This window comes from Chryseolinea serpens, assembly GCF_900129725.1.
GTDB classification, from domain to species: domain Bacteria; phylum Bacteroidota; class Bacteroidia; order Cytophagales; family Cyclobacteriaceae; genus Chryseolinea; species Chryseolinea serpens.
Map to the genome: position 1 here is coordinate 503,221 of NZ_FQWQ01000003.1, position 22,289 is coordinate 525,509.

General features: G+C 52.6%; 20 protein-coding genes. 12 read left to right on the plus strand and 8 right to left on the minus strand.

All coding sequences use genetic code 11. The annotated features are described in order from the left end of the window. Window positions 1-11: 11 nt before the first annotated feature. Window positions 12-1,985: a (E)-4-hydroxy-3-methylbut-2-enyl-diphosphate synthase gene (ispG, locus tag BUB30_RS21880; protein WP_143165030.1), complete on the plus strand. Its 1,974-nt coding sequence runs from the start codon at window positions 12-14 to the stop codon at window positions 1,983-1,985. 14 nt (window positions 1,986-1,999) lie between these two features. Beyond that, window positions 2,000-2,215: a DUF6728 family protein gene (locus BUB30_RS21885; protein WP_073138194.1), complete on the plus strand. Its 216-nt coding sequence runs from the start codon at window positions 2,000-2,002 to the stop codon at window positions 2,213-2,215. Between the two features lie 114 nt (window positions 2,216-2,329). Here BUB30_RS21885 and BUB30_RS21890 read toward each other — a convergent pair whose 3' ends face one another. Further along, window positions 2,330-4,606, minus strand: a complete 2,277-nt coding sequence (locus BUB30_RS21890) for a patatin-like phospholipase family protein (protein ID WP_143165031.1) — start codon at window positions 4,604-4,606, stop codon at window positions 2,330-2,332. 109 nt (window positions 4,607-4,715) lie between these two features. Here BUB30_RS21890 and hutI point away from each other — a divergent pair, with 109 nt between their 5' ends. Next, window positions 4,716-5,960, plus strand: coding sequence for an imidazolonepropionase (gene hutI / locus BUB30_RS21895; RefSeq protein ID WP_073138199.1), 1,245 nt, complete (start codon window positions 4,716-4,718; stop codon window positions 5,958-5,960). Between the two features lie 128 nt (window positions 5,961-6,088). Here the strand turns inward: hutI and BUB30_RS21900 are convergent, their stop codons facing one another. Both BUB30_RS21900 and BUB30_RS21905 read right to left on the minus strand, forming a co-directional pair. Continuing rightward, window positions 6,089-7,204, minus strand: coding sequence for a hypothetical protein (locus BUB30_RS21900; protein WP_073138201.1), 1,116 nt, complete (start codon window positions 7,202-7,204; stop codon window positions 6,089-6,091). Next, window positions 7,201-7,833: an ABC transporter ATP-binding protein gene (locus tag BUB30_RS21905; RefSeq protein WP_073138203.1), complete on the minus strand. Its 633-nt coding sequence runs from the start codon at window positions 7,831-7,833 to the stop codon at window positions 7,201-7,203. Before BUB30_RS21905 ends, BUB30_RS21900 begins: the two co-directional genes overlap by 4 nt. Before the next feature lie 162 nt (window positions 7,834-7,995). On the opposite strand from BUB30_RS21905, the gene BUB30_RS21910 reads away from it, so the two are divergent. From BUB30_RS21910 to BUB30_RS21940, 6 genes are all read left to right on the plus strand, one after another. Next, complete coding sequence (locus BUB30_RS21910; protein WP_394334005.1) at window positions 7,996-8,544, plus strand: adenine phosphoribosyltransferase; 549 nt, start codon at window positions 7,996-7,998, stop codon at window positions 8,542-8,544. Between the two features lie 32 nt (window positions 8,545-8,576). After that, entirely contained in the window at window positions 8,577-9,164 is a 588-nt protein-coding gene (locus BUB30_RS21915) for an LON peptidase substrate-binding domain-containing protein (protein WP_073138207.1), read from the plus strand. A 241-nt stretch (window positions 9,165-9,405) separates the two neighbouring features. After that, a complete protein-coding gene (locus BUB30_RS21920; protein ID WP_143165032.1) occupies window positions 9,406-9,990 on the plus strand; it encodes a hypothetical protein in 585 nt (194 codons plus the stop codon). Between the two features lie 328 nt (window positions 9,991-10,318). Continuing rightward, on the plus strand, window positions 10,319-10,897 hold the full coding sequence (locus tag BUB30_RS21930; RefSeq protein ID WP_073138213.1) for a T9SS type A sorting domain-containing protein: 579 nt from the start codon (window positions 10,319-10,321) through the stop codon (window positions 10,895-10,897). 142 nt (window positions 10,898-11,039) lie between these two features. Continuing rightward, the gene (locus tag BUB30_RS21935) at window positions 11,040-11,396 is read left to right on the plus strand and encodes a group III truncated hemoglobin (RefSeq protein WP_073139615.1); all 357 of its coding nucleotides are present in this window, start codon (window positions 11,040-11,042) and stop codon (window positions 11,394-11,396) included. Window positions 11,397-11,458: 62 nt separating this feature from the next. After that, window positions 11,459-12,355: an SMP-30/gluconolactonase/LRE family protein gene (locus BUB30_RS21940; RefSeq protein WP_073138215.1), complete on the plus strand. Its 897-nt coding sequence runs from the start codon at window positions 11,459-11,461 to the stop codon at window positions 12,353-12,355. A gap of 3 nt (window positions 12,356-12,358) precedes the next feature. Here BUB30_RS21940 and BUB30_RS21945 read toward each other — a convergent pair whose 3' ends face one another. Both BUB30_RS21945 and gloA2 read right to left on the minus strand, forming a co-directional pair. After that, window positions 12,359-12,964: a DapH/DapD/GlmU-related protein gene (locus tag BUB30_RS21945; RefSeq protein WP_073138217.1), complete on the minus strand. Its 606-nt coding sequence runs from the start codon at window positions 12,962-12,964 to the stop codon at window positions 12,359-12,361. 9 nt (window positions 12,965-12,973) lie between these two features. Continuing rightward, on the minus strand, window positions 12,974-13,363 hold the full coding sequence (gloA2, locus tag BUB30_RS21950) for an SMU1112c/YaeR family gloxylase I-like metalloprotein (protein ID WP_073138220.1): 390 nt from the start codon (window positions 13,361-13,363) through the stop codon (window positions 12,974-12,976). A 35-nt stretch (window positions 13,364-13,398) separates the two neighbouring features. Between gloA2 and BUB30_RS21955 the strand changes: the two genes are divergently transcribed. Continuing rightward, complete coding sequence (locus BUB30_RS21955; protein WP_073138222.1) at window positions 13,399-13,887, plus strand: DUF456 domain-containing protein; 489 nt, start codon at window positions 13,399-13,401, stop codon at window positions 13,885-13,887. Window positions 13,888-13,955: 68 nt separating this feature from the next. Here the strand turns inward: BUB30_RS21955 and BUB30_RS21960 are convergent, their stop codons facing one another. Together BUB30_RS21960 and BUB30_RS21965 are read right to left on the minus strand one after the other, a co-directional pair. After that, window positions 13,956-14,315: a peptidase associated/transthyretin-like domain-containing protein gene (locus BUB30_RS21960; protein WP_073138224.1), complete on the minus strand. Its 360-nt coding sequence runs from the start codon at window positions 14,313-14,315 to the stop codon at window positions 13,956-13,958. 72 nt (window positions 14,316-14,387) lie between these two features. Then, window positions 14,388-19,718 (minus strand): PKD domain-containing protein, encoded by a 5,331-nt coding sequence (locus tag BUB30_RS21965; RefSeq protein ID WP_073138226.1) that lies wholly within the window; start codon window positions 19,716-19,718, stop codon window positions 14,388-14,390. 296 nt (window positions 19,719-20,014) lie between these two features. On the opposite strand from BUB30_RS21965, the gene BUB30_RS21970 reads away from it, so the two are divergent. Together BUB30_RS21970 and BUB30_RS35240 are read left to right on the plus strand one after the other, a co-directional pair. Further along, a complete protein-coding gene (locus BUB30_RS21970; protein WP_073138228.1) occupies window positions 20,015-21,058 on the plus strand; it encodes a PorP/SprF family type IX secretion system membrane protein in 1,044 nt (347 codons plus the stop codon). Window positions 21,059-21,088: 30 nt separating this feature from the next. After that, on the plus strand, window positions 21,089-21,604 hold the full coding sequence (locus BUB30_RS35240) for an MmcQ/YjbR family DNA-binding protein (protein ID WP_073138230.1): 516 nt from the start codon (window positions 21,089-21,091) through the stop codon (window positions 21,602-21,604). A gap of 99 nt (window positions 21,605-21,703) precedes the next feature. On the opposite strand, the gene BUB30_RS21980 is transcribed toward BUB30_RS35240, so the two are convergent. Then, window positions 21,704-22,177 carry an FKBP-type peptidyl-prolyl cis-trans isomerase gene (locus BUB30_RS21980; protein ID WP_073138232.1) on the minus strand — a complete coding sequence of 158 codons (474 nt, stop codon included), beginning with the start codon at window positions 22,175-22,177 and terminating at the stop codon, window positions 21,704-21,706. Between the last annotated feature and the right edge of the window lie 112 nt (window positions 22,178-22,289).

Consider the following 22,289-nt stretch of genomic DNA (forward strand, 5'->3'; position numbering starts at 1 on the left):
ATCTGCACACCGTGAACGACCAAATTGCTGGCATCAGGCAGTATTGCAATAGCCTGGTGGAATATAGCCGGAGAAAGACCGTTGAAGTAAAGATCGGCGACTTGCCGATGGGAGGCAACAACCCCATCCGCATCCAGTCCATGACCACCATCGACACCATGGACACCGCCGGATCGGTGGCCCAAACCATCCGTATGGTGGAGGCCGGCTGCGAATATGTGCGCATCACCGCGCCCAGCATCAAGGAAGCGCAAAATCTGGCGGAAATAAAAAAGGAGCTTCGCAACCGAGGCTATTCCGTACCCCTGGTTGCCGACATCCACTTCACGCCCAACGCGGCCGAACTGGCCGCCCGCATCGTGGAAAAGGTGCGCATCAACCCCGGCAACTATGCCGACAAGAAACGATTCGAGACCATCGAATACACCGAGGCTTCTTACCAGGCCGAACTGGATCGTATTCGCGAAAAATTTATCCCCCTCGTCCGCATCTGCAAAGAATACGGCACGGCCATGCGCATCGGCACCAACCACGGCTCGCTCTCCGACAGGATCATGAGCCGCTATGGCGACAGCCCGGTGGGAATGGTGGAATCGGCGCTGGAATTTTTGCGCATTTGTGAGGACGAAAATTATTACAACATCGTGCTCTCCATGAAGTCGAGCAACCCGCAAGTGATGGTGCAAGCCTATCGCCTGCTGGTGCAAAAGATGGATGAGGAGGGCTTCAAACCCTATCCGCTCCACCTCGGCGTGACCGAAGCGGGCGATGGGGAAGACGGCCGTATAAAATCGTCGGTGGGCATCGGCACGTTGTTGGAAGATGGCTTGGGCGACACCATTCGCGTGTCCCTCACCGAGGAGCCCGAAGCGGAAGTGCCCGTAGCGTTCGAACTGGCCCGCCGCTATGACAAGCGCGCGCCGCACGATCCCATTCCGCCGATCGATCATTACCCGATCACACCGTTCGAATACAACCGCAGAAAAACGCACGCCGTGTTGAATATCGGTGGCGAACATTTTGTGCCCCGCGTCGTCGCCGATTTTTCGGGAAAGCAAAAAGTAACCCCCGCGTCACTCTTTGGCGTGGGCTATCAATACTCAGTACCCCTGGACAAGTGGAACATCACCGACATGGCGTGTGACTATGTTTTTCTGGGAGATACCGTAGTTGACTTCGAGATCCCGGGCACGCTGGGATTGATCTACAATCACAAGACCTGGCTAACGCAAAAGGCAAGACCGCAAGCTTACCCGTTTATTCGTGCCGAACACTACCTGCAAGGCGTTGAGAGATCGAGTACGTTGAATTTTGTATACGCCTTGCTGGCCGACGTGAACGATGCGCTGGTGGATGCCCTGCAAAAAGACAAGACCGCCGTGTTGTTCATCGACACCTACAACGCGCACGGCATGGCCGAACAACGCCGCCTGTTTGTGACGCTCATGAACAAGGGATGCGATGTGCCGGTGATTATCGGCCGGGCCTATGCTGATTTGGAAGTTGAACAATTGCAACTGTACGCCGCCACAGATTTCGGAGGCCTGTTGGTGGATGGTCTGGGCGACGGCATTTTTATCGCCGCCGAAAACTGCGGGCCCGACAAGAAGGTGAATGAAACCGCCTTCAACATCCTGCAGGCTACACGCACGCGGATATCGAAAACCGAATACATCTCGTGTCCCTCCTGCGGACGCACGCTTTTCGATTTGCAGGAAACAACAGGTAAAATACGATCGCGCACCAGCCACCTCAAAGGCATCAAGATCGGCATCATGGGCTGCATCGTGAACGGCCCGGGCGAAATGGCCGACGCCGACTATGGCTACGTAGGCTCCGGCCCCGGCAGGATCACACTCTACAAGGGCAAGGAAGTGGTGCGCAAGAACGTGCCCACCGCCAAAGCCGTCGACGAACTCATCAACCTCATCCGCGAGCACGGCGACTGGCTGGAGCCCGATGGCAATGGTGCGATCGCACACTAAAACAAAAAAAGATTATGGAAGAGAATAAAGGGAAGACAAACGGGGAAAAAAAGACCGGCGTAAAAGAGTTCTTTTCCCTGGGTGAAGTGGGCAATTATTTCTTTCGCAAGAAGGACCCCAACCGTCCATCCAACATCAACATCAAGATGATGCACGGTATCAACAAGCTCTCGATCGTTATATTCCTGCTGGGAGTTATCTACCTGATTTGGAAGCTGGTGCTGCGGTAAAAGCATTTGTGCGTTCTTTGCTTGCCCGCCGAAGCTTTAGCAAAGGAGGACGCCTCTCTTTGCTCGCCGAAGCTTTAGCGAAGGTGAGGCGGTTCAACATGAAGTCACGCACCATCAGAAGTGAAATCCCACATTCACATACCCATACACTTTCTGCGCCTGGTCACTATACATGATAGTGATCGTGATCGGCCCGATCCCTGAATCATAACCCGCCGTAAGACTATACCCGCTCAGGAAATTGTGTGAGTTGATCCCTTCCCACTTTCTTCCCGAGAAATCATACACCCCAGCATTGGCCCGCGCAATCCCATAAATATTTTTAAACGCCGCATATTGAACGCCGAGCGACAAAGTCGCTACGCTGTTGGAAGTCACCTGGAACTCATTTAATCCTGAGAAGGTAAACTGGTTGCGCACAAAATCGGTGATCCCACCTACATTATAGAAATTGAGATAAGCGTCGTCCGAATGAATGTTGGCGGCGGCATGCCATTGGGACAAAAGGGTGACACGTGCCGTCAAGGGCGCGTAGTTCTCCACCCTCATTTTGATCTGACCGTACCCGGCAAATGATAAACTGTCGTTAGAGGCCTCGATGGAGCCGTTGGAGTAGTATCGATCGGAGGGACGCTGATGATACACCCACCCGGCTTCGGTGTAGATGTTCCAACCCGCCGTCGTAAAGTTTTTTTTGTCGAGCGTATTGAACTGATGGAACACATACGTGTTTGCAAATTTGTTGCCCGCCTTCACCGTCGCGTCGGCGGCGATCTTAGGCTTCAAGTTGATATCCTGCAGCGACGTGCCCAGTCCGTAGGTGGCATTGGACTTTATGTTGTGTTGGATGTGTGCATCGAATTTCGTGAACGACGTGCGGTAGAGAAAAGAATTTTTAAAATCCTGGTAGACCGGAAACCCCATCCGCTCATGATAGAATGAAAGGACCAGGTTGTTGTTTTCCTTTTTGCCAAACGTTTGGTTCTGTTCCAAATACATCCTGAAGTTTTCGCTGATGTTGACTTTGGCCGTTGACTTGGAGCGGTCGAACACGAGGTTCTTTGACTCGACCGTGGCAATGAGCGCCACGTCGCTGTACGTATTGTAATGCAACGCGGCCTTCAGAAAGGTGAGCGGACTTTCAAGAACATTGAACACAAGCACGGCGTGCCCCGGCGTGGTCGGTTCCCAGCTATAGGTTATGCGCTTGTAGTTTCGCGAGCCATACACTTTCCGGATGGCCTCGGCCACGTCCACACCGTTGTAGGCTTGTCCTTTTTCGAGGTTCAACCGGTTGGTGAAGCCGGTGCGTGTCGTGCGCTTGAGGCCGTCGATGCGGATGTCGTCGAGGATGACATAGGTTGATTTGGGCAGGCGCTCTTTGGCAAACGCGTAGTCGGGATACAACAGTTTTAGCGAGTCGGCCATTCTTTTGAAGATGGGATAGTATTTGTCGCCGGTAACTTTGCCGATGTGGATCAGGCTGTCGCTGCTGCCAAAGCTGGCGGCGGAGAAGCCTTTCAACGGGGGCTCTATGTACACGTCGCAGAGTTTGCGCTGATTTTCAAAATCGTCGGCGTCTTTATAGAACCCGATCTGGTATAATACATCGATGGCAGAGTTGAGGTCTTTGGCCTGCAACAGACCCTGCGACAGGTTCACACCGATCACTTTGGTGGCACCCATTTCCACCACGTCTTTCACCGGAAAATTGCGCACCAGCCCGCCGTCGACGAGCTTGGTATCCTTGTAATCGATCGCCGTGAACACGGAGGGGATGGCCATGCTGGCGCGGATGGCGGCTACCAATTCACCCTGGTCGAGCACCACGGCCTTGCCGGTTCCCACATCGGTGGCGACGCATTTGAAGGGAATGCTGAGGTTTGAAAAGTCCTTCACGTCATACACGGGCAACAGCAGCTCCTGGAACTTCAGCCAGATCTCCTGTCCTTCGATGATGCCGGAATATATTTTGATCTTACCCTTCTCCAGGGGCAACTCCAGCGCATAATTCTCAACCTCATCCTTCTCGTCGATGTTCACGTTGCGCAGCGAAGGTCGCCCCGAGAACAGCGCGGCCCAATCGATGGTTCGTGCGATGCGCTCGATGTCTTTCCCCGAATACCCTGCCGCATACAACGACCCCATGATGCTCCCCATGCTCGTACCCGTGATATAATCGATCTTTAACCCTGCGCTGTCGATGGCCTCCAGTATCCCGATATGCGCCAGCCCTTTTGCGCCGCCACCGCTTAGGGTAAGTCCCACGCGTGGCGGCTTTTGTGCCAGCATCACGCTGGCCAAGCAACAAAATAGCAGGATGAGAAAATAGCGCATACGCCGGTGACAGAAAGGGTTGGTGAACGGATCAAGATAATATTTTTTAGCCACTCTGCCCCAAGCTTTTTCTGCAGATCCCTCGCGGCGTCCAGGCTTTTTTGGACAACATCAACCTAAACCAAAATGTCTATCTTTACCCGAACGAAAAAAACGAACCTCCATGTCCTGGGACATTCTCATCACCCACATCAAAGGACTTGTCCAGGTGCGCGAACCCGGAACAGAAATTGTTGCGGGCGATGCCATGGCAACCTTGCCCATACTTCCCAACGCTTATCTCGCCATCAAAGACGGTGTCATTGCCGACTATGGCAACATGGATGCGCTCCTCGTCCACCATGCCCAACATACCCTGGATGCTTCCGGTCGCTTTGTGTTTCCCAGCTTCGTCGACTCCCACACCCACCTGGTGTTTGCTGCGTCCCGTGAAGAAGAGTTTGTCATGAAAATAAAAGGTGCTTCCTATGCCGACATCGCGGCAAAAGGCGGAGGCATTCTCAACTCCGCGCACAAGTTGCAACAGCTGTCGGAAGATGAATTGTTTGAACGCACGCGTAAACGTGCCGACGAGATCATCGCCACCGGAACCGGCGCCGTGGAAATCAAAAGCGGGTATGGTCTCACGGTAAAAGATGAACTGAAAATGCTGCGCGTGGCCCGCCGCATCGGGAGAGAAACACCGCTTACGGTGAAGACCACGTTCCTTGGCGCGCATGCCATCCCCAAAGCGTATACGCACGAAGACTACGTGTCGCTGGTGATCCGCGAAATGATCCCCGCGGTAGCCGAAGAGAAACTGGCCGACTACATCGACGTGTTCTGCGAACAAGGATTCTTTACGATGGAGGAAACGGAAATGATCGTGGAGGCTGGTAAACGCTTTGGCATGCGCCCCCGCATTCACGCCAACCAATTGCACCGCTCCGGTGGTGTGCAGGTGGGGGTGAAGACCCGGGCCATCAGCGTCGATCACCTGGAGAATATCGGCGATGAAGAGATCAGCCTGTTGCAAAACAGCGGCGTGATGCCCACGGCCTTGCCCGGCGCGGCATTCTTTCTGAACCTGCCGTTCCCGCCGGCGCGGGCCATGTTGCAAGCGGGTCTGCCGTTGGCCATCGCCAGCGACTACAATCCCGGCAGCGCACCCAGTGGCAACATGCCGCTGATGATCGCGTTGGCCTGCATTCGCATGAAACTCACGCCGGAAGAAGCGATCAACGCCGCCACGATCAATACGGCGGCGGCCCTGGAATTGCAGGGTACACACGGCTCCATCACACGCGGCAAAGTGGCCAATGTGTTCATCTCTAAACCCGTCCCTTCCGTCGCGCATTTGCCCTATGCTTTTGGAAGCCCGTTTGTGGAGCAGGTGATCCTTCAGGGAAAAATAATGAGCGCGATCTGATGCCGTTTTTCACGCAAGGATATGCGTGATGCGAATGTTGTTGGTGAAGAACACCAACAACGGCGGGTCGCCCGGTCGCCCATGTTGGTGTTCTTCACCAACATGCATCGGGCACATCACACGGCAGGCTACGCCTTCTCCTCATTCATGGGAATTTCGAACGTATAAAAATATTTTCGCCACAGATAAAGTCCCCCGGCAATGTTGACGAAGGCCAATACGAAAAAAGGGATTTTGAAAAGGATCAGAACAACCAACAGGATACACGTAAAGAAAACAATGGAGTGCAGCTGATCGGGCCCGTAGGTATGTCTGAAAAGCCAGCCATAAAGAAAGAGCGCGATGCTCCACCCAAACAGCAGCGCCCCCGCCAATTCGACCCAGGAAACTGCGGTATTGAAATGACTGATGAGCAACCCCGCTTCCGGCAGGGTTAGGATGGCCAGGGTGATCATAAAATAGAGAAAGCGCCGAACAAAGGGGATGGGCAGGTTTCGGTTGATGTCGAAGTGATGATTGTCGAACCGGTGCATTTCCCAAATTATATTCACGTTGGCCGCGAAAGCAAAGACAACCCCCATGCCCAGCAGCCGCGCATCGTAGGTATCGGATTTGTACACCTGGGCAACACCAAAAAGCAGAAATCCGCCCGCGAGCTTTGTGCCGATGGCCATCCAGGGAGAACGGCGCACGATCCATTCCGGAAAGAACAGCGGATAAGGCTTGGTGAAGCGCGCATGGATCCATCGCGCCAGGGCAGAGAGTTTTTGTTCGCGATGTCCTTTCAACAAAGCCACGAACAAATCAGTTACCGACAGGCACAAAAGCACAACACAAGCCAGGGGGACGAGGAGCACCGTAAAATACAAACTGTGTTTTGCAGCCGTAGCCGCCAGGAACACGGCATATAAAAAGACTGGAACCAGTTGCACGGCCAATGCCCTTGTCAACGCCACCACCTGCAGCTTGGCAGGCAGGGTAGAAACATAATAGAGAAATTCGTTTTCCCCGCGTTTCAACATCGCGCGATTGAAACGCGTCACTTTAAAACTATAGACCGTCCACACGCTGATGGGGATGAGCATCAGTAAGGGCGAACTCACCAAAAGCTCTGCCAGGATGATATGGTCGATGGAGCGCATGAACCCACCGGCCAGCCCCACCACGACCAGGAAGAACGTGGCGTTGGCGAGATAGAATTCTCTCACCAGGACTTTATTCAATATGGTCGCGACGGCTTTCATGCCGGGTGAATGGTTTTGTTGCGTATGGTGAAGATTCCTTTCAGCAACAGTTGCGCGTCTTCTAACAATTGATGCGACGACAACAGAAATATGACATCTTGTTTCTCGTTGTATTGTTGAATGAGCGTAAACAAGATCCGTCGTGCCGCTTCATCCAGTGTGATGAGCGGCTCATCGAGGATGATCACTTTCGGAGCGCCCAGGAAGGCCAACGTGAGCGATACCTTCTTCAGCATCCCGCTGGAACAGGCACCACAGGGTTTGTCAAAAAACTGGTCGATACCAAACCGGGCCGACAACTGGTCTTGCTGTTCGCGGCTGGCGCCTTTTGCCTGGCCGATGAAACGCACCAATTCTTTTGGGGTGAGAAAGTCGGGATACAACGGTTCGGCTTCGCTGTAGTTCACCAGGCGGCGGTAGGCGAGGGGCGTATCTTTTAGCGAGATGTTGCCGTTGAAAGTCACTTGACCTTCGCAGGGGAGCAGACCGGTGAGTGAGCGGAACAGGGTCGTTTTTCCCGAACCGTTTTCGCCCTTGATCCAATAGATGCCGGGTTCCAGTTGCAGGCTTGGGATGGCCAGGGCGAGCGCATCGCCGTAGTGCTTCGAGAAATTCTGAAGGGTCAGCATAGAGAATGGAAACGTGAAGCCCCCCTGAAACGATGAGACCGAGGGTGGCGATGGGGTGACGAGTGGCCGATGATGGGGTGAATATTCAAATCGTCTTAAATCGGTATTAAACTTACAATATATTTGATTACCGGGGCCACTCTTCTATTTTTGGTCCGAGCCATTTCCCTTAACCGTATGCAGCTTTCTGAAAAGATCAAACATTCCATTCGCGACATCCAGGATTATCCCAAGCCGGGCGTACTGTTCAGGGACATTACGCCGCTGCTGGCCAACCCGGTGTTGGTGAGGGAAATGGTGCAGCAACTCATCAAGGATTACTCGGGTCAAAAGATCGACGCCATTGCTTCCACGGAAGCGCGGGGTTTTATTTTCGGATCGGTTCTCGCCTATGAGTTGGGTTGCCCGTTTGTGCCCGTCCGCAAAAGCGGTAAGCTTCCCTACAAAACCCGGTCGCAAAGCTACGCACTGGAATATGGCACGGCCAGCATCGAAATGCATACCGACGCCATACAGCCCGGCTGGCGCGTGCTGGTACACGACGACCTGTTGGCCACGGGCGGCACCGCCGGCGCTACCGCCGATCTTGTACAGGCCCTGGGAGGCGTGGTGGCAGGGTTCTCCTTTATTATTAACCTCAGTTTTTTGCCGGGGGAAAAAAATCTGACGGAACGTTTTGGGCTGGCGCCGCATTATTTGGCCAGCTATTAACCATACGGTAATCATTCCTGTTAAAGCATAGTATGTCCGAAGTTGCTCACATCCCCGTGTTTCCCTTGTCCATCTTACCCTTGCCGGGGGAATTGGTGCCGCTCCATATTTTCGAGCCCCGGTACCGGCAGCTTTTGCACGACGCGGAGGTGAACGACGTCTCCTTCGGTATCTATTTCAGCCATGAAACCAACGAACAAAAAATCGGGTCGCTCATGAAGCTGGAAAGCATCATCAAGCGATATCCGGGTGGTGAAACGGACATCATTGTGCGGTGCGAGGATATTTTTAGCCTCGACATGCTCCTGCGCACCTATAAAACCAAGCTGTATCCCGGTGGCCATGTCCGGTTTTGGAACGTGGAGGTGAACGCATTCCCCGATCATGAGCTCTACGACCTTTTTCTGCACTATTTAAAGCTGCGCAACATCACCCAGCACTTTAATGTTTTCAATCTTTTCCAGGTGGCCAACGAATTGAACCTGGATTTGGGTGACCGCTATAAATTCCTGACCACTCCCGAAGACCGCCGGGAGGCTTTTTTGTTGAACCGGATGAAATTCCAGGTCCACATCCTGGAACAAGAAGAACGAAGCAAGGATAATTTTCACCTGAATTAAATATACCTGCTTCTGCGAAACCCTATTCACATAAAATCGTTGTGTGAAGATTTATTGATTTTTTTGTATCCACTTTCCATTCTTCCCGTTTCATACGCCCCTGAAGAAAACGCTTGCACTAGCCATGCCGTTGGTGTCACATTTTTGTTTCATGAATCGCATGTTAACAAAAATTAACGTTTGCACTGCAACATTCAATCGAAAGCAGACGTCTTAGGTACATATACAAAACAACATCCTTATGAAAAAGACAGTATCTCTTTTAGCTGTGCTGATGGTGATGAGCACGTTGACCTTTGCGCGAAGACTCGATACGCCCGCTGCAGCTGCAGCTTCCGGCATGGCGGTAATGAAGACCGGTTCTATCTTTAAGGTCTTTTATAAAGGACCCAAAGAAAATACAGTCAAGGTGACGATCCTCAACAGCGACAAAGAAATCATATATAAAGAGATCGTAAAAAATACGGCCGGTTTTGCCCGCCCCTACAATTTTGTGAACCTCCCCGAAGGCGACTATTCCATCGAAGTGAACGATGAAACCGGCACACGCATCGAAAGAGTGAGCTATCACACCGGTTCCGTACAGAAGCTGGCGCATTTATCACGTCTCAATGGCGATACGGAGCGCTTTATCCTTACCGTGTCTAATAAAGACTCCGAAAACCTGCAGATCAAGATCTACACGGAAGACCAAACCCTGATTTATTCGGGCAACGAAAAGATCAAAGGCGATTTTGCCAAGATCTATAACCTGGAAAAGATCACCGGCAAAGTTTCATTCGAGATCAGCGATGACAAGGGTGTAACGAAGACGCTACGCTACTAATAGGGATAATAACATTTTGTGATGCGCCTTTTGCGCAGAAGAAATACAAAAAAGCAGCCCATCCGTTGGGCTGCTTTTTTGTTTGTTTGAGGTTCGGTTTGGGTCGGTTTTGGGTGGAATTGACCCCTACTGCAAACGTTGGCTTAAATTTTTTTTTACTGATTGCGTTTGCGGGCACTTTCGACGGGAGGTTTTCTCCGATTCCCCCACAATTTTTTCCGCAAACGTTGTTTCAAGTATTAAAACAGGTTTCCTTACAACTTCCGGCTTTGTTGCGCAACGTCCCGTTACATTTGTATCACAAAACAAAAACAAACAAACACGAATTATGAAAACAAAGTCTCTTTACCTCGCAGCACTTATCGTTATCAGTGCAGCTGTAGCCGCGGTCGGAAAAGATGAACCCCGTACTGCTGGTGTGGCCATCGTACCTGTCAAAGGATCTGAAGTATTCAAGTTGATCTATAAATCAGAATCAGCAAGCAAAGTAAAACTCAACATCTACAATGCTGCTTCGAAAATGATCTTCACCGAAACCCTGAGCAACGCAGAAGGCTTTATCCGCCCCCTGAATTTCTCTGGCCTGCCTTTCGGCGAATATACTGTAGAAGTAATCGACGCTGCTGGCAAGAAAACTGAGAAGATCAACTTCCAACCTGCAAAAGTAGCTAGCGCAATCCACGTATCGAAGCTTGCCAACGAAGAAGGTAAATTCCTCCTGGCCGTTTCGAAGACTGCTGGTTCTGAAGTAAGCGTAAAAATCTATGACGAAGCCAACAACCTGGTGCACAGCGAAAGCAGAACGGTAACGGGTGACTTCGCTCAACTGTACACGATCAAAGCTTCTGGTTCTTATACGTTCGAAGTATCGGACAACGCCGGTAACACTAAAACCGTACGTTTCTAAGACCTCAGGTTCTCGAGAAACAAAAAGCCTTCGCGTGCGCGCGACGGCTTTTTGTCTTTTATGGGGTTTCCGAAATAAAGAATCGGTCTGAAATGATCTACCTTTGTCCGTTCCCTGTTGAGATCATAAAACGAAAATGTCCATGAAGCCGGATCTGAGTTCAAGAGAGCAGGTAGAGAAGCTGATCAGCGCTTTTTACGCGCGGGTTTCGGAGGACGCCTTGCTGGCGCCTGTGTTTAGCCACGTCGACTGGCCACACCATTTGCCCATCATGGTCAACTTTTGGTCTTCTATGTTGCTGGGCGACCAATCGTATCGCGGCAACCCCTTTCAGAAGCACATTCACCTGCCCATCGGCCGGGAGCATTTTGATCAATGGCTCCATCTTTTTTACACTACCATGGACGAACACTTTTCCGGCCCTACGGCCGATGAAGCCAAAAGCCGTGCTGCCAGCATTGCCACCCTTTTCCAACACCGTTTGGGGCTTACGGCCTGATCTATCCGGTTTCGTTATTTCAAGGGCCTGCCGTATCTTTAACGTTCTCCAAAAAGAACGAAATGATGCGCCCGACACTCTCACTCACCTTCCTGTTGCTAACCATCTCCGCCGGGCTTGTGGCCCAGGATGTTTACGGCCTTTATCAAGCCGAAGACTTCACCCAGGAAAACCTCTTCACCAACAACATCGAAGGCCCCGCATTCGACGCCCAGGGGAACCTCTATGTGGTGAACTATCAAAAGGATGGCACCATCGGATGGGTGAAGCCCAACGGCACGGTGACGCTCTTTCTGACCCTGCCGGAAGGCAGTGTGGCCAATAGCATCCAGTTCACCAGCAAAGGCAAGATGTTGCTGGCCGACTTCAAAGGCCACAACGTGCTGCAGGTGAACATGAAAACGAAGAAGATCGGCGTCTATGTTCACAATGATAAATTCAATCAACCCAACGACTTCTGCATCAATTCGCGCGACCAGCTTTTTGTGTCGGACCCCAATTGGAAAGAAAGCACGGGCCAGTTGTGGCGCATTGATCGTGGGGGAAAGGCTGTGTTGCTCACCGACCAGATGGGCACCACCAACGGCATCGAGCTGAGTCCCGATGAACGCACCCTCTACGTGAACGAAAGCGTGCAACGCAAGATCTGGAAGTTCGATGTGGATGGGAAAGGAAACATCTCCAACAAAACACTCTTCGCCGAATTTCCGGACTTCGGTTTCGATGGTATGAAATGCGATGAACAAGGCAACCTGTATGTGACGCGCTATGGCAAAGGCGCCGTGGCCGTGTTGTCGCCTGCAGGTGATTTGATCCGTGAGATAAACTTGAAAGGGAAGAATTGCAGCAACCTCGTGTTTGGCGGCCTCAACGGCAAACTCGTATTCGTGACGCTGCAAGACCGCAAAGGCATGGAGCGTTTCCGGAACGACGTTGCCGGCAAGCTCAAGGGACTATAGTTTTTATTGAACCTGCTCCACCAACTCCAGCCGCTTCACCACGCTCGCCGGCGCCAGGATCGTGCCGGGCGATAACACCGCATTGGCCCCGATCTTCACGTTGTCGCCTACCAGCGCTCCAAATTTGGTGACGCCCGTGGCCAGTTTCTGACCGTCCACCATCACGTGAATGGCCTTGTCTGCCCGTTCGTTAAAGTGATTGCAGATGATGCTTCCCGCCTCCATGTTCACGCCCGAACCCAACAGGGAATCGCCCACGAAATTGAAATGGGCCAGTGCACTGCCCGGCAAAATGTAACTCGATTTGATCTCGCATCCCGGCCCCACCGAAACCTTCTCTCCCAGGAAAACGCCGCCACGCAAATAGGCGTGCGCCCCGATAAAGCAACCGTCACTGATGATAGCGGGCCCCTTCAATACCACATGCTCTTCTATCCGTGCGTTCTTGTGAATGGCCACGTGTCCCTTTACTACATAGTCGGAGGGAAGGCTTTTCAGGCGTTCCGTCAACAAGGATTGAATGTTGGCGCAAAATGTCCAGGGATCGACGTTTACGTGGCTGGGAAAAAGGGCGGCAAAATTCTGGAGATAGTGTGATACGGAGAGCATAGAGAGGATTTATTGTTCGTAAAATTCGAGTGGTAGATTATCGGGATCGGCAAAAAATGTGAATCGCTTGCCCGTGTATTCATCGATTCGAACCGGCTCAAACGCAATGTTTTTTTGCTTTAGCCATGCCGTTGCTTCGTCGAGATTGCTCACTTCAAAAGCGAGGTGACGCAGGCCGCAGGCTTCCGGTCGCGAGACACGGGCCGGGGGATCGGGAAACGAAAACAACTCGATGCAATAGCGATCGCCCAGGGCAAGGTCCAGCTTGTAGGACCGGCGTTCGGCGCGATAATGCTCGGCCATGACGCGAAAGCCCAGCACGTCGGTGTAAAACTTTTTGGATGCCTCATAGTTAGAACAGATGATGGCCACGTGGTGAACTGCGCGAAGGGTAAGCATGTTCGAAATTATGTATTTTCGTTGAAAACCTATTCATGGATATACTCTGGATGATCTTGGGTGCGCTGTTGATGCTGGTCGGCCTCGCCGGTTGTGTTTTGCCGTTCCTGCCTGGCCCGCCGCTGTGTTTTGTCGGATTGCTAGTGCAGCAACTGAATTCAGACCCGCCCTTTTCGGCAAGCTTTCTATGGACTTGGGCGGGCATTACAACCGTTGTGACCGTGCTGGACTACTTTATCCCGGTGTACGGAGCAAAGACTTTTGGGGGCAGTAAATGGGGTATGTGGGGCTGCACGATCGGTTTGATCGCCGGCCTTTGGTTTGGGCCGTTTGGCATTATTATAGGGCCTTTCGTGGGCGCATTTATCGGGGAGATGATGGCGAGCAACAACGCACACCGCGCGTTCAAGTCGGCCTTGGGCTCCTTTGCGGGATTTTTGTTTGGGACGTTGTTGAAGCTTATCGTGTGTTTTGTGATGGCGTGGTATTTTGGGGCGTTTGTCTATCACTACATCGTCCAATAAAAAATCCCGGTAGGAGATCCACCGGGATAGAATTTATGTTAAAATATTTCAGTGCAGGGAACGGACGCCTATTGAATGACGATCGTCACTTTGTTGATCCGATTCGCATCCAGCTTCCCCGTTTGTTCGCCGCCGCCTACGTTGTCTTTATCGTCTTTGCGAACGATCACGTAATAGGAGATCGCTTTCAATTCCTTCATTTTTAAGACGCCCTTCGCATCGGTAACGCCCTGTGCGGCCACATTTTTTTCGGCGGCGTAGTCGTCTTCGTTTTCATAAAGCTGTACGGAGGCGCCTTCTACGGTGTTGCCCAGTTCGTCGCGCACGGTGACCGACAGTTGGGTTTTGATGATCTGGAAGCCTGAGGAAATCACCAGGAACCCTAGTGCGAGAAAGAGTACAGAAAAGATTTTGAGAGATGCTTTCATAAGATCAGACGTTTTGAGGCTTTACAATAAAAAAATCCGGAGCCCTGTACTAACAAGGCTCCGGTAGTAAAGTTAGCGAAGCAGCACCACTCCACCGCGTTTTTCCTGGACACCTTTTTCAGGGCGGTAGGAGCTCTGATAGCGCACCAGGTAGGTGTACGTGCCCGGCGGGGCCTGCTGTCCTTCATTATTATTGTAACCACCGTTCCACTTGAAGTCGCGCTTATTGGACTGGTAGATCATCTCACCCCAACGGTTGAAGATGAAGACCTGGAAATTCTGGTCGTCGATAAAGAAGGTGAATAGCGCGAAGGTTTGGTTCACATAATCACCGCCTTGTCCCAGCACTGCGCTGGTAGGACGGAAAGCGTTGGGGCCGACAATGACCGGATCACACTGTTCTTTCACCAGGGTTTTGTCGCTGCTGGCGCAACCAAAGCCATTGATCAGATTCACCGAATATAATCCAACCTCAATTGCTGTATAGGTTGGGGAAGTATCGACGAGTTGTACATTGTCTTTAAACCACTGATACGATGTGAATTCGCCCGGATCCAGCACGGCTACGCGGGTATTGGGATCGGGGTTGGCCGGGTCAGGGCAGATCCAGGCCTCGTCTTTCAAGAGGCCGGATGTTGTGGGGTTAACGGTCACGTCCATGTCGGCCGTAGCCACGCAGGTGGCTGCAGTCGCGGTGACGGTATAGTTTCCACCGCGCGTGTCTTGTAAGGTGGCATTGCTTTGGTTAGGAATCGTCGTGCCGTCAAAGGCCCACGACACTGCGGCCGTGCGACTCGGCACGGCGGTCAATGTGAACGGTGTCCCCTCGCACGCTGGCGTACCGGTTAGCGTCACGGTCAACGTGCCGTCTACCTGCACGACATTGGAGAATGTGCTGGTGCAGCCAGTTATGGGGCTATAGATAGTCACGGCGTAGGGCATGTTATCATTGGCCAGGCCAACCATGACCTGTGGCCCTGCCAGATTGGGATCGGGTGTTGCGGCACCATTCACAAACCAACGGTAGAGGTATGATCCGTTCGGTGTGGCATTCAATGTCACCTGGTTTGCACAAGGGTCGGTTTGTGTGTAGTTGGCCAAAAGGGGCTTGTCGACGACTACACTCATCGCCGTATCCAATTCGCAGAAACCAACCAGGTTTATCTTTATGTTATACGTTTGACTTCCCGCCGGAGGGTTTGCAACAATCTGCCCCCCTGTTGCAGGTCCCACAATGTTCGGTCCTGTCCAGGCATAGTTTGCTCCTGCTGGACTGCTGGCGTTCAGGGTTATATTCGGGTTGGCCGGCGTGGTACACACATTGGATGACAATGTCGTCGGTACCGTGGGGCCTTTTCGAATGATCGCATCACCACTGGCCGTACAAGCACCTGCTTTGACCTCTACCGTATACGGCGTGTCCTGAAAACTGCTGGCGGGCAAACCTGCGGGTAACGTTTGGAAATTAGCAGGGTTAGACACCGATACATTGTTCTCGATGACGGCAAGGGTTGTCTTGTTGATCACACGGTATTGCATCGGAAGCGTAGGTGCCGGTGAGGGCGCAACCGGTGCGACGAACACATTGAGCTGTATAGGATCGCAAGTTCCAAGCTGGGTTGCCGATATGGTGAAGGCCTTATCGTTTACGCTGGCCGTTGTCGACGCTGCGCAACCCGTTACCTGGTCGGCCACGGTGATGCCATACGTTCCGGCAGCAAGACCTGTAACATTGGGTATAGGTCCAACGCTTAAGTCCGTATCGGAAACCGACGTAGAAGGTCCTACAATGAAGTAAGAAAACAGGTTGCTGGAAGCCGGTGTAACGCTAAAGCTGAGGTTCGTGATCTGACCATCGGCCACACCACAACTCGAAGGAGGTATGATCGTAGGGGCGTTGATCGTGGGGATCGGGTTGATGGTATAGATCACAGAATCTTTTGCAAAGCACGTCGTGAGCGGGTCAGTAACGGTCACTTCATACTCGTATGTAGGTGGGCTGGGTACCCCAGTGCTCACCGCTTGCTGCCGTGCTGTTCCCGAAGGGACGTTGTTGATCGTCCATGCGTAGGTCATACCGGGGTTCTGGGCATCCAGGCTGCCGATGGACACGCCCTGGCAAATGGTCGTGTTGGGTCCTAACTCGATCACGGGGCGATTATCGGTGGCCAAGATCTCACCGTCGGTCGTACAACCGGAAGCGTTGGTAACGGTCACTTTGTACAAGGCTTTCTTGTTCACAGTAATCGTCTCCGTCACCGCTCCTGTTGACCAGGCGTAGGTGAGGCCCGTCAGATCGTTGGGGTTGGCGTCGATCACGACCGGCCCTTTGCAAAGCACCACAGAGGTGGTGGGATCCGGCGGTGCACCATTGATCTGCAATTGCTGCGTCATCAGTGTATCCAGTCCGCACCGGTTAGTCAGGCGAAGCGTGACATCGTATAGCCCTGGCGCGGTGAACAAATATTTAAAGCTTTGATCTTTTGATGTTTTGATGACCGTTCCGGCCGATAAAATTTGCCATGCAAACTTATCGATGGGATCGGTAGGCGTGCCGTTGAAACCAATCGAATCTTGTACGCACGTACCCACGATGGATATGCCCGGACCCTGCGTGGGATCGGACAAGTGTTGTATAAAGTTTGGCAATCCCAACCGGCTGTTGGTTCCCGCCAGCAATGGTTGTTGACTTACGTTGAACGTAGATACGCTGGCCGTGTCTTCCACTACCGTGATCACACCGAGACTGGTTTGCCCGTCAACCGCCACATACACCGAACCATCAGGACCCAACTGAATGGCGCCCAGCGTTTGGTTTACCGGGGGGATGGGAGGTTTCTTCAGATAGGGAACCGACAGCGAATCGAACGCGAACTCGACAATCTGCGAGGTACCGGAACCTTGTAACGTGGCGTACATTTTATTTCCCCCGGGGGAGAGTTCTACGCCGTAAACCTGGCCGTTGGCATTTTTAAGATCTGCCGATCTGAAATTGGAAACCGTTCCCGTGGAATCCGTGAAATCGAATACTTCCACCACATTCGACACACCCGGTGTGGAAAGCGCCACCGCCAGACGATCTTTTGCGCCCAGCTTCATATAGCCCTGACCATTCTCTGCCGATGAATAGGCGTGGTCGGAGCCGATGCTGGAGATCACGGGGTTGCCGATGCCTTGTTGGGAGATCTTATAGGCCCGGAAGGAATTGTTTCCGTATTCGTGTGCAATGAGCCAATTGGCGTTACCTGTAATGCGCTCGGTGCTCTTCGTGAACAGCAATGTACTGAACGAAGTCGTGGCGGGGTTGCCATCGGGATCGACCAGTCCACCGGTACCGTTGTTGAGCTTGAGATCGAAAAGTGTATAGCGCAGTTCAAATCCATAGCTGCCATAGACGGCCTGGGTGGTGAAGATGTAATACAAAGTTTCGTCGTTGGGCACGGGAATGATGAGCGCTGCCTGTGCGGAGGTCGGATCGCCGCCAATGCCGGAACCCAGGAGTTGTTCCTGCCGGTTCCACACCTTATCGCCATCGGTGAAAAAGATCACCTGTCCATTGCGATCGCTAATGGTAGACGTTCCTTCGGGTGCATCCATGACACCATTCTTGATGGGGGCCACCGGTTTTTCCGGGAGGGGATTGAAATCGAGTCCCGCATTCTTGCCAAAGAACCAGATGTTGGCGCGTTGATCCTGTACGGAATATTCTTTGATGTTCACGCCGGCATAAGTCGAGCAGCCACCCACGGTAGCCACCAGATAATAATATCCGGCCGAGTCTGGAGTAAGTGTCGCGGACGTTGCACCGGCCATAAGACCAGCAGGGCCGTACCACTGCAATTGCGGTGTGCCGGTGCCTGCTACTTTCGCCGTGACCTTAAACGATCCGCACTTGGGCGGAGGATTTTTTGCCCGCGGAAAAGGCAGCTCGCAGCTACAGGCCGTGGTGTCTTGCACGAGGGTGATCTTGGTATCGAACGGCGTGATGACAACGGGCGCGGTATAGGTCGCTTTCTGACCGTTGAGGTAGGCGGTGACCGTCACCGGGTAGGTTCCGTCTTTGGCATAGGTATAGACCGGGCTCCAGTCGCTGCTGGCACCTGCGCCATCGCCGAAGTCCCAATGCAGGCTGTCTGCGCTGGGCGTTACCGTTGGGAAGAAGGAAGTGGGCGAGTTGGCGCAAAGACCGTCGGCCGTGAAGGTCACTTTCAGGTCCACGGTGTCGCGCGGTGCAAAAGAAGGGAACTGCGTTCCTTTAAAGTCGATGTTGCCGGGGAAGGCTTGTTTTGTGTAGAGCGCCTTTGGTGCGATGGAGTCGGTATCGGTGATCTTGCCCAGCAGGAACGGTCCGTTCGTGGTGGCCTGGTAAAGATGATAGATCGCGCTGTCGGGTCCGATCTGCAAGCCGTAGCTTCTGGCGATCGTGTTGGGAGTGGGCAATACTGATGCCAGCGAGATCGTGGTGCCGCCATTCAGGTTGTACTGCAACACATCAGCTTGCACACCGGGCTCGCCAGAACGCGACAAGTATACCAGGTCGCCGTTGGGGCTAAACTCGACGTCGTAAATGGATTGATTGGTGGTGCTGGGCAACCCGGAGTTGAGAATGCGTTGTTGAAAAGACAGTGCACCGGTGGCGGGATCAAAGGCCAGGATCTCGGCATCGCGTGTGCCTTCTTGTGGCGATACGGCGATGCGGTTGGTGCCGGGATGGTAAGCGAAGTTTGCGGCCACGTTGATCAATCCTAAACCTGCAAAGGTCGTCGTGGTGGAAGGGCCGGTGGTGGTCACCAGGGTCACGGCGTAGTCAGGGCTGCCGTTGGCGTGGGTGATGAGCCAGAAGTCGTCGCCGTTGTCGTGGGGAACAACGATCATCGCTTCCGAGCGATTGGTCAGTCCGGCGATGGCCGTGTTGGTGTTGTTGGTGCCGTCACCCAGCGCGGGGGTGGGGAACACCGCGTTGCCAAACAGCGCCATGTCCACGATGCGGTACTCGATCGAACCACCCGTGGTGAAGTTAGCGTTGTTGGTGATGACGTAGAATTGATTGAGTTGGCCGGGCACTTTGGCGACGGTAACGGGCTGGTTGCCGGAAGTGAAACCATTGAGGCCGGTGCCGTTGGGCATGACGGCGTTGGTGATGTCATAGATGTTGGCGCCATCCGTGTAAAAAAGCAAGTCGCCGTTGGTTTGGTCGCTGGCTACGGCACTGCCGCCGGTGCCAAAGGGAACGACCTGGCTGCTCACCAGCGAGGCCGTGTTGTTGGAACGACTGAATCGAACGCCCTGCGGGCTATTCCCGAAATACCAGTTGTAGTTCGCGAAGTTCTGCGCCGTCAGTGTGACGGGCAGGAGCAGCAGGAGCAAGAACGATCGTAATAATTTAGTATTCAGTTTCTTCATAGGGTATTCACGCTTCAACTTACGCTCAAAACTATCCTTGAACAAATGTAAAACGCCAAGGGCTAATTAAAGTATACAATTTGCATAAAATATCGTTATCCGTAGACCGTTACTATGTATCTGTCGTCATCATGGTAGGCTAACCCTACCGAACGGGAAAATCAAGAGACGAAACGTTCAGCGATTGCTAATGACCATATAACTGACAACGGATACCGGAAACGACAAACTATTTCATAAATTTCCGATATACTTTTAATTTGCCTTGATTGCGTACTTTAAAATCACCGAAGTTGATGTACAGGATATGCCTGCTTATAAGTCTGTTAATACTGGCGCTTGAGGGGACGGTAACTGCCCAGGACCCTCAATTTTCACAGTTTTATGCTGCGCCGCTCTACCTAAACCCGGGGTTGGCAGGGGCCACGGGTCAGGCCCGGGCCGGCATCAACTACCGCAATCAATGGCCCGCCATCGATGCAAATTTCACGACCACGTCGGCTTTCTTCGACTATTATATCGAAGATTATAAAAGCTCTGTGGGGATGATCATCACCCGCGACCGCGAGGGACTTGCCGGGCTGCGTTCCCTGAACATCGGGCTCCAATATGCCTATGAGCTCCAGATCAACGAAAACCTTGGCTTTCGCCCGGGCATCCAGGTGTCGCTCTACAACCGTGATATCAACTTCGGCAAGCTCACTTTTGGCGACCAGTACGACCCCACCACGGGCCAGTTCCTGGATAAGCCCACGGCCGAACAATTCAATACCAATTTCAAAAAGACGTTTGTCGACTTGTCGATGGGAGGCGTGTTTTTTACCCGCACAGCCTGGCTTGGGGTGTCGGCCTGGCATTTAACACAGCCCAATCAAAGCCTGATCGGGGAAAACACCCCGCTGCCGCTGAAACTTTCCGTCCATGGCGGTTTTAAATTTTACCTGAGGCAGGGCGCCACAGGTAAAGGCATATACGCCAAGAAAACCGAACGCAGCATTGCCCCCGCCTTCCAGTACCGCCACCAGGGACAATTCGACCAGGCGGACTTTGGCCTCTATTTTACCGCCTCGCCGATCGTGCTGGGCGCCTGGTATCGCGGCATACCTTTCAAGTCGGTCAACGGCTTTGTAAACAACGAATCGATTGTGTTGCTGATCGGCTTCACGCAACTGGGTGCCAAGGATGCCATCAACATTGGCTACAGCTTTGACTATACCGTTTCGAAGCTGGGGATTGGTAGCGGTGGAGCGCACGAGATCAGCCTCGTCTACACCTGGCCTATGCGCAACCCCCGCAAACCACCGAGAGATAAACTCATCATTCCCTGCCCTGATTTTTAAGGGCGCTCTTTCTAACCGCACAAACCCGTTATGGACGTAGAAACCCTCCGGAATTTTTGCAACGCCCTTCCTGCTGTTCGCGAAGACATCAAGTGGGGCAACGACCTGTGTTTTACGATCGCCGAAAAAATGTTTTGCGTTGTTGGCTTGGAGCCGCCACACCGTTTTTCATTTAAGGTAACCGACGAAGAATTCGAAGAAGTATCCGCGCGCGATGGCTTTATACCCGCACCCTACATGGCTCGCAACAAATGGGTTTCCATCGAAAATCCCGACCGGGTGAAGCAGAAGGACTGGGAATATTTCGTCCGCCAATCCTATGAATTGATAAAAGCCAACCTGACCCGCAAGGCGAGAGTGGCATTGGGTGTTGAAGCTCCCGGGGTGGAAAAGCCGGCAAAAGCAAAGCCCGCAAAAAAGAAACCCGCAGCAAAAAAAGTAGCGGCAAAGAAAAAGCTGCCGGCAAAGACAAAGACGGTGGCCAGCAAAAAAGCCCCGGCCAAAAAGAAAGCGACGGCCAAAAAGAAACCCACAAAAAAGAAATAACAGCAAAAAAGAAAGAGGCTACCCCAGGCAGCCTCTTTCTTTTTGTAAACATGGCTAAATTAAGGATGGACGCTGAATAAGGCGTCTGTCCCTCCAGGATCAATGATGATGATGTCCGCCCGGGCCGTGCACGTGGCCGTGCGTGATTTCTTCTTCGGTGGCGTTGCGCACTTCCATGACCTCTACGGCAAAATTCAGCTCCACGCCGGCCAGCGGGTGGTTAGCATCTACCGTTACCGAATCCAGGCCCACTTCTGTCACCGTCACCACATCGCCGCGGTCGGTGGAGAACTTCATGCCCACGCGTACATCCTGATCGCCAAAAGCGGAACGGGGAACTTTCTGGGTCATGGCGGGATCTTTCTGACCATAGCCTTTTTCGGGAGCGATCTTCAGTTGAAATTTGTCGCCCTTCGATTTTCCTTCCAGCCCTTCTTCCATCCCGATGATGAGATTGCCTGCACCGTGAAGATAGTATAGCGGGTCACGGCCGTCGCTGGTGTCAATGATGGTGCCTTCGTTGTCGCGTAGCGTATAGTGAATGCCAGCTACTTTGTTTTTGGTGATCTGCATAGTCTTTTGAGATTTAATGATAAATAAAGAGGCAGTAATTGTGCTGAGCCATGCGTACCGAGCAGAAAGGCTTACCTCGACTTGATTGGGGCAAAGGTAATAAAGTTAGCCA